This is a genomic window from Enterobacter cloacae complex sp. IR5428 (assembly GCF_049238585.1).
Lineage (GTDB): Bacteria > Pseudomonadota > Gammaproteobacteria > Enterobacterales > Enterobacteriaceae > Enterobacter > Enterobacter intestinihominis.
On the sequence record NZ_JBMKHV010000008.1, the window covers coordinates 187,215 to 199,718 of the forward strand.

Below are 12,504 nucleotides of genomic sequence, written 5' to 3' on the forward strand. Positions count from 1 at the left end.
GGTTATTCCGCTGGCTGATGTTTGGTCAGGCGCTCGACGGCCCTGACCAGCTCGGCCACGGAGCGGACCTGCATTTTCTCCATCACCCGGCGGCGGTGTACTTTCACCGTAATCTCACTGACGCCCAGCTCGGCGGCGATCTGCTTATTGAGCTTGCCGCTGATGGCAAGCTCAAGCACCTCATGCTCGCGCGGCGTGAGGGACATGTGGCGCTGTTTCAGGGCGTAGTGCTCTTTGACGCGGGCGGCGTTGTGCTGTGCCAGCCTGAGCGCGGATTCGATAGAGCCAATGAGGGCGCTGGATTCAACGGGTTTAGTGAGAAATTCGTAGGCCCCGCCTTTGATCGCCCGGACGGACATAGGGATGGTGCCGTGACCGGTGAGAAAAATGATCGGTATTTCTCGCCCGTTGGCTTTCAGCGCATCTGCGACATCAAACCCGGTGATCGTGGGCATTTGCATATCGAGGATCACGCAGGAGGGCAGATCCTCAAAGGGATGGCTGAGAAAGGCTTCTGCTGAGGAAAAGCCAAGGGCGTGTATATCCGCTGATTCCAGCAGCCCAACAACGGACTGCCTGACTGCGTCATCGTCATCAACCACATAAACAATGTGTTCCATTCACCGCCCCGGTGTGATCAGTAAACCATCGAGAATAAAATGCGCCTTTTTGAACGTAAGCGACTGTTTGCTATCCTCATTCATACTAACACATTAATAATTATTATGATTCGGCAATATGAAGATGATATGAAAGTGTAATAAAAATGTGGCGAATTGGTTAGGATCGGAACGCTGTTTTTAGAGACCTTTCCGGCTGCGAAGCCAGTGCGTGACACAGGTGATATTCATCCTGAGCCACGATGTTTTGTGTGAGGACGCCGACGGGTAAAACAGGCTACACTCTGATTTTGAGCGCGACAAGCTGAGGACATAACGATGCACTACACACTGAAAAGCAGTGACGATAAAGAAAAAGCGGAAGGAACAAGCGGCGCGGGCGCTCTACAGCAAAAACTGCTGGAATCCCGTTCGATTGTCATCTCCGGTGAGATCAACCAGGAGCTGGCCCAGAAAGTCATCACTCAGATGATCCTGCTGCAAAGCGTCAGCAACGATCCGATCAAGCTGTACATCAACAGCCAGGGCGGCCACGTGGAAGCGGGCGACACCATCCACGACTTCATTAAGTTTATCCGACCGGAAGTGCACGTCATTGGCACCGGCTGGGTGGCAAGCGCCGGGATCACCATCTTCCTGGCGGCGAAAAAAGAGCACCGCTACTCGCTGCCGAATACCCGCTTTATGATCCACCAGCCGCTGGGCGGCGTGCGCGGTCAGGCAACGGATATCGAAATCGAAGCGCGCGAGATTATCCGCATGCTGGAACGCGTAAACAAACTGATTGCTGACGCCACCGGCCAGCCGCTGGAGAAAGTGAAGAAGGACACCGACCGTAACTTCTGGATGTCACCGGCGGAAGCGCTGGACTACGGCATCGTGGGCAAACTGATCACCCATTATGACGAGCTGAACCTGGATTAAGTTTTAGCCCGCGCGTGCGTCGGGTGACGGCTTCGCCTTACCCGACCTACGCGCGCTCGATTGACCCATGACAAGTTCCCCCCTGGCTGTCTCTTCTATAATCGCGCCTGTCTCCCCTCTCACTGGTGCTAACCATGGCGTATCAACTGAACCTCGACTGGCCGGAATTTCTTGAGAAATACTGGCAAAAACAACCCGTTGTGCTGAAAAATGCCTTCCCGAATTTTGTCGACCCCATTACCCCTGATGAACTGGCGGGTCTGGCGATGGAGCCGGAAGTCGACAGCCGCCTGGTAAGCCATGCTAACGGCAAGTGGCAGGCGAGCAATGGCCCGTTTGAGCATTTCGATAACCTCGGTGAAACCGGCTGGTCTCTGCTGGCTCAGGCGGTGAACCACTGGCATATGCCCGCCGCAGAGCTGGTGCGTCCGTTCCGCGTCCTGCCGGACTGGCGTCTCGATGACCTGATGATCTCCTTCTCCGTCCCGGGCGGCGGCGTTGGGCCGCATATCGATCAGTACGATGTGTTTATTATTCAGGGGATGGGTAGCCGTCGCTGGCGCGTGGGTGACAAGCTGCCGATGCGTCAGTTCTGTCCGCATCCGGCCCTGCTGCACGTCGATCCGTTTGAGCCAATCATTGACGAAGATCTGGCCCCGGGCGATATCCTCTATATTCCGCCTGGATTCCCGCATGACGGCTTCACCCATGAAACCGCGCTCAACTACTCTGTCGGTTTCCGCGGGCCGAACGGTCGCGATCTGATTAGCAGCTTTGCCGATTACGCGCTGGAAAACGATCTGGGTGGCGAGCACTACAGCGATCCGGATCTGACCTGCCGCGAACACCCGGGCCGCGTGGAGCAGTACGAGCTCGATCGCATTCGCCAGATGATGATCGACATGATTAGCAAGCCGGATGATTTTACAAAATGGTTCGGCAGCTTCGTCTCCACGCCGCGTCACGAGCTGGATATTGCCGCCGCCGAGCCGCCGTATTCCGCAGACGAGGTGCTCGACGCGCTACAAGGGGGCGAAACGCTTTCACGCCTGAGCGGGCTGCGCGTGCTGAACGTCAACGGCAGCTTCTTTATCAACAGCGAACAGCTGGAGACGGCGGATGTGAACGGGGCGGACGCGCTGTCCCGCTACACCCAGCTCGGCCAGGCCGAGCTGGGTGTAGCTCTGAATAATCCGGCGTTTGTGGAAGAGTTGACCGGATTGATTAACCAGGGATACTGGTACTTCGACGAGTAACAGACTGCGGCGTTTAGTCAGACTAAACGCCGCTACGTTTAAACCAGCATATTACAGGCCTTCCAGTAGTTCAGAAGCCGCTCATCGTCGCGCTCTTTTTCCGCTTTAATTTTCATCGCCTGGGCGAGATTTTCTCGCGATACCTCATGGCCTTTTTGCACGATGTCTAAGACCGCTTCACCAAGAGCCAGCGAAATTTCTGTCCGATTGTTGCGAATCGTCATAAATACCTCCTCGTTGGTTGCGATACTTTAATTATGAACGGGAAATAATCAGTCGCTAATAATTAATCTTATTCTTATTTTTTCAATTCGGCGCTAAATAGACATAATATTCGGTTCTGTCAATGATGTTTCAAAATGCTAATACGCATTTCAGGTCCGAATTTATGCGCTACAGTTAATTTCGTGCAACAGGCAAATAACCGAAACAGGAGAATGAATATGGTAGATAAAAGCGCAATTAAGGATCACACTCAGGTTGTCGCCAGCTGCGGAACGCATGTCGGGGTTGTGGACCATCTTGATGGTGAGCGTATCAAGCTTGCGAAGAGCGACCCGGAATCAGGCGGCAAGCACCACTTTATTCCTCTCGGCTGGGTCGATAAGGTCGAAGATAATAAAGTTGTCCTGACCAAAAACCATAAAGAGGTTTTTGCTGAGTGGCAGGAAGCATAAATATATTTCTCGTAAAGAAATATACGCCTTCGCTCCGGCTTCGTCCGGAGCGTAATAGTGTCTGCGCCCGGTGATTGCTGCCATGGCAAATGAATGGTACTGTTTTGCCTGTCCTTTCCCCGATGCAGGCTCCGAATTATGCTCCAGAGTGAAAATACATCAGCGAAGCGCATATTTTTTGTTGAGGATTTTCAAATATTCGGCGAGCGCTACGGCATCGACTACCGTTTCCCGCAGCTAAAAGATGAGCAGGTCAGCGGCAGCCCCGTGTTGCAGGGGAATGTTGAAGAGATGACGCTCTCGTCCGGCATTTCACTGACCCATTCCGACGTACGTGTATTACAGCCCTATGAAACCACCTCTCGCCACAGCAGCCCGCTTTATATGCTGGTGGTGCTGGAAGGGTGCGTGACGCTCACGCTCAATGGTATCGATTATCCCGTCCGCACGGGCATGGCGTTCAGCTCGCGTCTGAGTGAAGATCAGGTGATGAGCGCGCGTCACGATGCTGACAGCACGCTGAAAACGCTCTCGTTTGGCGTGTACCCGCACGATGCCGGACGTGAAGCCCTGCTTGAGTCGCTGCTGCTGGAATGGCAAAGCCTGAATACCCCCGCGTTTGTCTGGCACGTTCCCGAGTTTGTGATGTCAGGCATTCAGCATGCACAGCGGCAGGGGGGAAGCGTGCTCTCGCGTAAGCTGTTGCTGGAGGGGCTCATGTACCAGCTGCTCGGCCACGGCCTGAACCAGTGCCAGCTGCCCTGCCCGAGCCGCCCTGAGCATGCGCGTCTGGAACGCGTCCGGTGCCTGCTGGAACAGTCTCCTGAACGTGACCATACACTCGCGCAGCTGGCAGCCCTTGCTGCCATGAGCCCAAGCAGCCTGCGCAGCAAGTTCCGTCAACGCTACGGCTGCACACTCTTCGATTATCTCCGCGACTGTCGCCTTGCGCTGGCGCGTCGCTATCTGCTGGAAGGCCACAGCGTACAGCAGGCGGCGTGGATGTGCGGGTATCAGCATGCCACCAACTTCGCCACCGCGTTTCGTCGTCATTACGGGATTTCACCGGGTGACGTGCGCAAACTCCGCTAACGTAATTTTGTCCATCGCGCGAACGTATCCCGTGCGGTTTAGCATCGCGCATACATAACCTGGCGGCGCGCATAGCTGTTTGCACCCTCAAAAAGGTAATAATTCTTATTAACAATAAGAAATATCTCTGGAGAGGGTTATGTTTGCTAAATCGCGTCTGGCACTGCTGGTGGGATGGGTTACCGGTAGCGTCGCTTTTCCTTTACTGGCGCAGGATGCCCAAAAAACTGACACCGTGGTGGTGACCTCGCAGATGCAGTCTGCGGCCACCAAGCTTGAAACGCCGGATATTGAAACCCCGCAATCGGTCTCTATCGTCACCCGCGAGCAGTTCGAAGAGCAGGGCGCAACCAGCGTGCGTCAGGCCGTGAGCTACACGCCGGGGGTCTACAGCAACCAGATTGGGGCATCAAACCGCTTCGACTACATGGTGCTGCGCGGCTTCTCGGACGGCAGCCTGGACAACGTCTACCTCGACGGACTGAAGATGATGGGCGACACCAATTCCCACAGCTCGCTGGTGGTTGATCCGTGGTTCCTGGACAGTATCGAAGTCGTGCGCGGCCCGGCCTCCGTGCTGTACGGTCGCTCATCGCCGGGCGGCATCGTGGCGCTCACCTCCCGTAAGCCATCGTTCGATCCGGGCGGGGAGATCAAGCTCTTCGCCGGTAACAATAACCAGCGCGGGGCGATGTTCGACGTCACCGGCCCGGTTGATGATAACGACCGCGTGGCGGTGCGCCTCAGCGGGATGACCCGCTATGCCGATTCCCAGTTCGATCCGCTCAAAGAAGAGCGTTACGCGCTGATGCCGAGCCTGACCTGGCGTATCACCGATAATACCCGTCTGGATCTGATGGCCTACCTGCACCGCGATCCGGAAGGCGGCAGCCACTCCGGCCTGCCGTATGAGGGCACCGTCGTGCCGCACAGCGGTAAGAAAATCTCCAACACCTTTTTTGAAGGTGAAGACGATTACGACAAGTACGATCGTCGGGAAAACATGGTCGGTTATAACATCGAGCACTTGTTTGACAGCGGCTGGGCCGTGCGTCAGAAGCTGCGCTACCTGCACACCAAAGTCGAGCTGAACCAGGTGTATGCCGCAGGCTGGCTGAACGACACCGAGCTGAACCGCGGCTATTCCGGCTCCGACGAGAAGATGAACGCCATCACCCTGGATAACCAGGTCGACGGCAGCTTCGATACCGGCGAGGTGAACCACCGCGTGCTGATCGGCATTGACTACCAGGACCGCACCAACAACGTCACCGGCTACTACGGCGGCTTCCCGCCGATTGACGCTTTCCATCCTGCTTATGGCGCGAAGCCGGACTACATCACCCAGTACAGCAGGGAAAAGCATAAGCTGCGCCAGACCGGCTACTACCTGCAGGATCAGATGTCCATTGACCGCTGGCGCCTCACGCTGGGTGGGCGTTACGACCAGGTGAGCGTGTCGAACGTCGACAACTTCAACCATACCCGCAGCGATCTGGATAAAAACAACTTCAGCAGCCGCGCGGCGCTGCTGTATCTGTTTGATAACGGCGTCGCGCCGTACGTCAGTTACTCCACCGCCTTTACGCCGACCAGCTTTGCCGACGAGCAGGGGAATATCCTGGATCCGATGAAGGGCAAGCAGTGGGAAGCGGGCGTGAAGTATGAGCCGGAGGGGATGAACAGCCAGTTCAGCGCCTCGGTGTTCCGCATCAACCAGAAGAACATTGCCACTAAAGAGGAGCCGACCGATCCGTACCGTTCCATCGGTGAAATCGAATCCGAAGGCGTTGAGCTGGAGGCGATTGGACAGCTGACCGACAGCCTGCGCATGCAGGCGGCCTACACCTATACGGATATTCGCTACAAGAAGAGCAGCCCGGAAGAGGAGGGCAAGCGCGCCGTCTATGCCCCGCGTAACATGGCCAGCGCCTGGCTGAGCTACGACGTCAAAAGCGGCCCGCTGGACGGCCTGACCGTCGGCTCCGGCGTGCGCTATGTCAACGGGATCGCCAGCGATCGTCAGAACACCCATACGCTACCGTCATACACCCTGGTGGATATGGTCGTGGGGTATGACCTGTCGAAAGTGGGGCTCACGGGCGTGAGCGCGCAGTTGAACGTCAATAACCTGACGGACAAAAGCTACGTTGCGGCGTGTAACTCGCTCTCTTACTGCTACTTCGGTGCAGAGCGCAGCATTGTCGGCAGCGTTTCGTGGACGTTCTGAGTCGTTAGCCAATGCCCGGTGGCGCTGCGCTTACCGGGCCTACGGGATCGGTTTTCACCCTCTCCCTGCGGGAGAGGGCCGGGGTGAGGGCAAAATGCCGCACTACCCCTCCATCGCAATCACAATCGCCTCACCCATCTTTTTCAACGCCTCGCGATGTTTATCCGTCGGCGGCAGCGCCACGTTGATCCGCAGACAGTTGCGGTACTTACCGGAGGCGGAAAACAGCGACCCGGCCGCAGCCTGGATTTTGAGACGGCACAGCTGCTTGCTGACGCACACCATGTCGACCATCTCCGGCAGCTCGACCCACAGCAGGAAGCTGCCCTGCGGGCGGGTAACGCATATCTCTGCCGGAAAATACTGCCGCACCCAGCAGGTATAGGTCTCCATATTCTGCTGATAAATCTGGCGCATGCGCCGCACGTGGCGATGGTAATGGCCGTCGCGAATAAACGCCGCCACCGCCATCTGCGTGCCCGGCACGTTAAAACCGCCCGCGGCGTATTTCATGTGCATCACCCGGTCGTAATAGCGCCCCGGAACAATCCAACCGACGCGTAGCCCGGGCGCCACGGTTTTGGTAAAGGAGCTGCAGAGGATCACGCGGCCATCAATGTCCATCGAGTGAATGGTGCGCGGGCGCGGGTACTCTGCGGCCAGCTCGCCGTAGATATCATCCTCCACAATCACAATATCGTGCCGCTGGGCGAGCGCCAGCACCTGCTTTTTACGTGCTTCCGGCATGATAAACCCGAGCGGGTTATTGCAGTTGGGGACCAGGATCACCGCTTTGATCGGCCACTGCTCCAGCGCCAGCTCTAACGCCTCGATGCTGATCCCGGTCTCGGGATCGGTAGGTATTTCAATCGCCTTGATGTCGAAGCCGCGCAGCATCTGCATGGTGCCGTGAAACGACGGCGACTCGACCGCCACGATGTCCCCAGGCTTGCACACCGAGAGCAGGGCGATCGACAGCGCGCCGTGGCAGCCGTTGGTGATCACAATCTCGTTTGCCGCCACGGTGGAGCCGCCGTCCAGCATCAGGCGGGCGATCTGCTCGCGCAGCTCCAGACGACCATCGAGCACGTCATAGCTCAGCATTTCGCCAGGGTTATGCTGCGCAATGCGGCTCATCTCGCGCCACAGCGGCTTCAGGCTCGGCTGGTTGATGTCCGGCGAGCCGCCGCCAAAGGAGATCATCTCTTTGTCGGCGCGGGCGTCCAGCAGCATCATCACCTCATCCCACTGGGTGACGTCCACGGGGCGCTGCACCGGGCGCGTCATCGCCGGTACGGGCGGCTGCGCTTTGCGTTTCGAGACAAAATAACCGGAGCGCGGCTGAGGCGTGATCAGCTGGAGGTTTTCGAGGATCTGGTAGGCCTGCTGTATGGTGCTGATACTCACGCCGTGTTCCTGGCTCAGCGTGCGTACCGACGGCAGACGTTCGCCGCTGCGATACAGCCCTTGTTCGATACGTTCCGCCAGTAGGTTGGCCAGATGTTGATAGCGCGTCATGCTGTATCCTTTGTTTTCACCATACAGATTATTAAACCAGTACAGATTGGTGGGTGAAACGCCATGCAGATACCGTTTTAGCGGATCTGTATGGTAAACAAAAGCAGTTTTTGAATCTGTATTGTACTGGCCGTTTTCCATGATGATAACCCCACTGGCACAGCGAGGAGAGCATCATGGAATTCTACGAGAATCGTTCAAAACGTCCGTTTATCGCGTTTGTCTGGGTAGCGAAAACGCTGCGTAACTGGTATCGCATCAACCGTACCCGCCGCATTCTGAGCCAGATGAGCGACGAGCAGCTTAAGGACGTTGGGTTATCGCGATATGATGTGTAAGCATTGGGTTGCCCGGTGGCGCTACGCTTACCGGGCCTACAGGAGACCGTAGGCCGGGTAAGGCGCAGCCGCCACCCGGCGGTTTTCAACTCAACAGCGCAAGCGTCTGCCGTTTCGGCCTTTCCAGCAGCTCAACCGCCTCCTGATATGACCGCACGTTGTTATAGCCCATCACCAGCCCGTAGCGTTTGCCCGACCCGCGATACCACTCCGACAGCGCATTAACCTGTAGTTGCTGTTCCTGCCAGCAGCGGGCAATCTCCCGGTCAGCGCTTCCCTTTGCGAGGAACGCGACAATATGCATTCCACCGTCGTTTTGCTCGGTGAAGAACAGATCACCATAGACCTCACCCAGGGCGGCAATCATCCAGTCGCGGCGGATCTGATACAGGGCGCGCATCTTTTTCAGATGACGAAAAAAATGCCCTTCGTTGAGAAATGCGGTGAGGATTTTTTGCGTCAGCACCGGCTGGCCGCTGGTGGTAATGTCCGCGCAGTCGGTAAAGGCCCCGACGGTGCTGGCGGGCATCACCACGTAGCCCATGCGCAGTGAAGGCATGATGGTTTTGCTGAAGGTGCCCATAAAGATCACCCTGTCATGCCGATCGAGGCTTTTCAGCGACGGCAGCACTTTGCGGGTGTAGTGAAATTCCCCGTCGTAATCGTCTTCGATAATCCACGCCTCGTTTTGTGACGCCCAGTCGAGCAGCTGCTGCTTGCGCGGCAGGGAGAGCGTCACCGCCAGCGGGCTCTGATGCGACGGGGTCACGATGGCAAAACGCGCGTCGCGATGATGACGGAGCAGGTAGTCCGTATTGATGCCGCAGCGATCAACCGGCACGGTGTGCAGGCGGGGCACGATCCGCTTGAGCAGCTGCTGGCCCATAAAATAGCCCGGATCCTCAAACACCACCTTGTCGCTGCGGCTGGCAAGCGTGTCGAGGATCAGGCGCAGGCTGCCGCTGTAGCCGCTGGTGATCAGTACCTGTTCGGCGGTGCAGGATAACCCGCGCGAGATATTGAGATAGCGGGCAATCGCCTCGCGCAGCGGATACCAGCCCAGCACCGGCGGGTTGAGCATTTCATCCTGACGCATGGCGCGCGTCGCCTGGCCCGCCAGCAGCAGCCATTTTTTATAGGGGAAGCTGTCGAGCGCCGGAATGCCGGGGCGCAGAAAACCGGCCCGTTCGCGCTGGCTAATCAACGACGCCGGCAGCGTGCCGGTCGCTTGTTCTGCGGGGGCGTGTTGCGCGGGCAGCAGAAGATCCGGGTTCACCCGCGTCCCGCGCGCGCCCTGGCTTACCAGATACCCTTCCCCTGTCAGAATGGCATAGGCTGTTTCAACGGTTTTTCGCGCGACCTTAAGCTCTTCAGCCAGCACGCGGATGGCAGGCACTTTATCGCCCGGCTTCAGCACGCCACTCGTGATGTTGTCGCGATAGCGGGAATAAATCTCATGATAGCCCGGCTTCATGTCCTACCTCATTTCACGCTTTTTGTGTCTTTTTACTATGTCATTAACGGCGTAGATTTGCCTTATCGCATGAAAAAAACGGCACAAAAAGAGGAAAGACAATGAGCACCCGCGTAAACCACCACAAAGCCACACCTGCACTTGCCAACGCGCTTTCTGCCCTGAGCATGGAGTTGGCGAAAACCTCCATCGACCCGGCGCTTAAGCACCTTATCGACATTCGCGTATCGCAGCTGAACGGCTGCACCTTCTGTCTGGATATGCACTCGAAAGAGGCTAAAATCGCCGGTGAGCGCGAGCTGCGCCTGTACCATCTGGCGGCCTGGCGCGAGTCCCCGCTGTTTAGCGCCCGTGAAAAAGCGGCACTGGCCTTCACCGAAGCGCTGACCCAGATTGGCGTACATGGCGTGAGCGATGCGCTGTACCGCAGCGTGGCGGAGCACTTCTCGGATGTCGAGATTTCAGAGCTGAACTTCGCCATCGTAGCGATCAACGCCTGGAACCGCCTGGGCATTACCTCCCGCATGGAGCCGGGCGCGCTGGATGCGGCTTACGGTCTGAACAAGGCTAACCTGGAATAATTCCGCGCTCGCGGATCATCGCCACCAGCGCCCGTAATCCAGGCGAGTGGGGGATTGGGGCGTTTATGGAGTCGAAGTCAATGGTGGGTTAAACCCTGCCCGGTGGCGCTACGCTTACCGGGCCTACATGAGCCCGTAGGCCGGATAAGCGCAGCGCCATCCGGCAAACACTTCGCTCCATACCGAAGCATTGTGGTTTTTCCTCCTGCATTCTCTCCACACCCTCACAACGGAGAGACACCCATGATCGCAGTCCTTTTTGAAGCCAAAGCGGAGCCTTATCATCAGGCGCGCTATCTGCAGCTTGCCGCTGAACTCAAGCCTTTGCTGGCGGACATCGACGGCTTTATTGATATAGAACGTTTTCAGAGCCTGAGCATCGACGGCAAAATCCTGTCCCTTTCCTGGTGGCGGGATGAAGAGGCCGTCCGCCGCTGGAAGCAGAATGTCTTCCATCAGGCCGCGCAGGCCGAAGGCCGGGAGTCGATTTTTTCTTTCTACCGTATTCGCGTGGCGCAGCTGGTGCGGGAGTACCGCTCTGAAACGAGAGGGCACGCGGATGTATGACGTTCACGTGATTTTTAGCGACAGGCCCGGCGAGCTGGCGCGCTTTGGACAGCTGTTAGGCCGCAACGGCGTGGGGCTGGAGGGGGGCGGCGTTTTCGGTACGGATGCCCATTTTCTGGTGGAGGACGGGGAAAAAGCCCGCCGTGTGCTGCTCGACGCCGGGTTTACCGTGCAGGCGCTGCGAAAGCCGGTGATCAGAAAGCTTAAGCAGGAGCGTCCTGGCGAGCTGGGCGAGATAGCGGCGGCGCTGGCCGCAAAGGGCGTGTCTATCCTGACTCAGTACAGCGACCACGCGAATCACCTTATTCTGCTGACGGATGATGATAAGCTGGCCGCTGAGATCACCACACCCTGGGCGACGAATGTTAAAGACGAGCTTACCCTCTGATAACAGCGCGATGCTGGAAAAGGCCATTGCCGCTGTAGCGGCTGCAATGGCCGATCCGTCGCGCGTGAAAATGCTCTGTGCACTAATGGACGGGCGAGCGTGGACGGCCACCGAACTGAGTGCGGCGGCAGACGTTGCGCCGTCGACCGCCAGCGGGCATCTCGCCCGGCTGGTTGAAGGGCAGCTAATTACCTGCCTGTCGCAAGGGCGGCATCGTTATTATCGTCTTGCCGGGCACGACGTGGCGGCGCTGGTGGAACAGATGATGGGGCTTTCGTGGAGCCGCATTACCCCGCCGGAAACTAGCGCGCCGAAAGCCATGCGTAAAGCCCGGACCTGCTACGACCATCTGGCGGGCGCGGTGGCGGTGCAGATCTACGATTTCATGCAGGCAGCAGGCTGGCTGGAGGCAGACGGTTCAGCGCTCACGCCGTATGGTCGGGAGCAGTTTCTGAAGCTCGGCGTTTCGTTAAGCGCTCATCCGCGCCGAAAAGCGTGCTGCGCCTGCCTGGACTGGAGCGAGCGGCGGTTTCATCTCGGAGGCGAAGCCGGCGCAGCGCTGCTTCTTTATCTGGAAAGCAAAGGGTGGATCCAGCGGGTGGCGGGGTACAGGGAGGTGGTTGTGACGGCTTCAGGACAGGGCGCCATCACCAGACATTTTAGCCGCTAAACTCCGCTGCGGGCTGTGCCCTCACTCTGGCCCTCTCCCACAGGGCTGAGGGATCCCCAGTAATTTTTTTATGCAGAAGCAATAAAGTTGCTTTCTAAATGACTGAGGGCTGTCAGCGATGCCCTGGTCCGGCTGTAAATCGCTGAGGCGTTTGCCTTCCGGCCGGGGC

At 57.7% G+C, this 12,504-nt stretch carries 14 protein-coding genes; 10 read left to right on the forward strand and 4 right to left on the reverse strand.

The genetic code is table 11. From position 1 onward, the window contains the following. Positions 1 to 2 precede the first annotated feature (2 nt). A complete protein-coding gene (locus ACOTXC_RS14370; RefSeq protein WP_022646926.1) occupies positions 3 to 620 on the reverse strand; it encodes a response regulator transcription factor in 618 nt (205 codons plus the stop codon). Positions 621 to 938: 318 nt separating this feature from the next. Here ACOTXC_RS14370 and ACOTXC_RS14375 point away from each other — a divergent pair, with 318 nt between their 5' ends. Both ACOTXC_RS14375 and ACOTXC_RS14380 read left to right on the forward strand, forming a co-directional pair. Continuing rightward, positions 939 to 1,544 carry an ATP-dependent Clp protease proteolytic subunit gene (locus ACOTXC_RS14375; RefSeq protein ID WP_022646928.1) on the forward strand — a complete coding sequence of 202 codons (606 nt, stop codon included), beginning with the start codon at positions 939 to 941 and terminating at the stop codon, positions 1,542 to 1,544. A gap of 134 nt (positions 1,545 to 1,678) precedes the next feature. Then, positions 1,679 to 2,800 (forward strand): cupin domain-containing protein, encoded by a 1,122-nt coding sequence (locus ACOTXC_RS14380; protein WP_022646929.1) that lies wholly within the window; start codon positions 1,679 to 1,681, stop codon positions 2,798 to 2,800. Positions 2,801 to 2,838: 38 nt separating this feature from the next. Here ACOTXC_RS14380 and ACOTXC_RS14385 read toward each other — a convergent pair whose 3' ends face one another. Next, positions 2,839 to 3,024 carry a hypothetical protein gene (locus ACOTXC_RS14385; RefSeq protein WP_010427252.1) on the reverse strand — a complete coding sequence of 62 codons (186 nt, stop codon included), beginning with the start codon at positions 3,022 to 3,024 and terminating at the stop codon, positions 2,839 to 2,841. 219 nt (positions 3,025 to 3,243) lie between these two features. Here ACOTXC_RS14385 and ACOTXC_RS14390 point away from each other — a divergent pair, with 219 nt between their 5' ends. The 3 genes from ACOTXC_RS14390 (at position 3,244) to foxA (ending at position 6,799) form a co-directional block, all read left to right on the forward strand. Further along, positions 3,244 to 3,477, forward strand: coding sequence for a DUF2171 domain-containing protein (locus ACOTXC_RS14390; protein ID WP_003863067.1), 234 nt, complete (start codon positions 3,244 to 3,246; stop codon positions 3,475 to 3,477). A gap of 138 nt (positions 3,478 to 3,615) precedes the next feature. Next, a complete protein-coding gene (locus tag ACOTXC_RS14395) occupies positions 3,616 to 4,569 on the forward strand; it encodes a helix-turn-helix transcriptional regulator (protein ID WP_421767789.1) in 954 nt (317 codons plus the stop codon). A 121-nt stretch (positions 4,570 to 4,690) separates the two neighbouring features. Continuing rightward, positions 4,691 to 6,799, forward strand: a complete 2,109-nt coding sequence (foxA, locus tag ACOTXC_RS14400) for a ferrioxamine B receptor FoxA (protein ID WP_150312285.1) — start codon at positions 4,691 to 4,693, stop codon at positions 6,797 to 6,799. Between the two features lie 102 nt (positions 6,800 to 6,901). On the opposite strand, the gene ACOTXC_RS14405 is transcribed toward foxA, so the two are convergent. Continuing rightward, positions 6,902 to 8,317 (reverse strand): PLP-dependent aminotransferase family protein, encoded by a 1,416-nt coding sequence (locus tag ACOTXC_RS14405; RefSeq protein WP_023305386.1) that lies wholly within the window; start codon positions 8,315 to 8,317, stop codon positions 6,902 to 6,904. A 176-nt stretch (positions 8,318 to 8,493) separates the two neighbouring features. On the opposite strand from ACOTXC_RS14405, the gene ACOTXC_RS14410 reads away from it, so the two are divergent. Next, positions 8,494 to 8,655 carry a DUF1127 domain-containing protein gene (locus tag ACOTXC_RS14410; protein ID WP_003863073.1) on the forward strand — a complete coding sequence of 54 codons (162 nt, stop codon included), beginning with the start codon at positions 8,494 to 8,496 and terminating at the stop codon, positions 8,653 to 8,655. Between the two features lie 85 nt (positions 8,656 to 8,740). On the opposite strand, the gene ACOTXC_RS14415 is transcribed toward ACOTXC_RS14410, so the two are convergent. Further along, entirely contained in the window at positions 8,741 to 10,129 is a 1,389-nt protein-coding gene (locus ACOTXC_RS14415; RefSeq protein ID WP_193132283.1) for a PLP-dependent aminotransferase family protein, read from the reverse strand. A gap of 101 nt (positions 10,130 to 10,230) precedes the next feature. Between ACOTXC_RS14415 and ACOTXC_RS14420 the strand changes: the two genes are divergently transcribed. From ACOTXC_RS14420 to ACOTXC_RS14435, 4 genes are all read left to right on the forward strand, one after another. Next, positions 10,231 to 10,710: a carboxymuconolactone decarboxylase family protein gene (locus ACOTXC_RS14420; RefSeq protein ID WP_193132282.1), complete on the forward strand. Its 480-nt coding sequence runs from the start codon at positions 10,231 to 10,233 to the stop codon at positions 10,708 to 10,710. Between the two features lie 243 nt (positions 10,711 to 10,953). Then, positions 10,954 to 11,277 (forward strand): antibiotic biosynthesis monooxygenase family protein, encoded by a 324-nt coding sequence (locus ACOTXC_RS14425; protein ID WP_421767790.1) that lies wholly within the window; start codon positions 10,954 to 10,956, stop codon positions 11,275 to 11,277. Next, on the forward strand, positions 11,270 to 11,665 hold the full coding sequence (locus ACOTXC_RS14430) for an amino acid-binding ACT protein (protein ID WP_022646936.1): 396 nt from the start codon (positions 11,270 to 11,272) through the stop codon (positions 11,663 to 11,665). Before ACOTXC_RS14425 ends, ACOTXC_RS14430 begins: the two co-directional genes overlap by 8 nt. Next, a complete protein-coding gene (locus tag ACOTXC_RS14435; protein WP_421767791.1) occupies positions 11,640 to 12,335 on the forward strand; it encodes an ArsR/SmtB family transcription factor in 696 nt (231 codons plus the stop codon). Before ACOTXC_RS14430 ends, ACOTXC_RS14435 begins: the two co-directional genes overlap by 26 nt. Positions 12,336 to 12,504 lie beyond the last annotated feature (169 nt).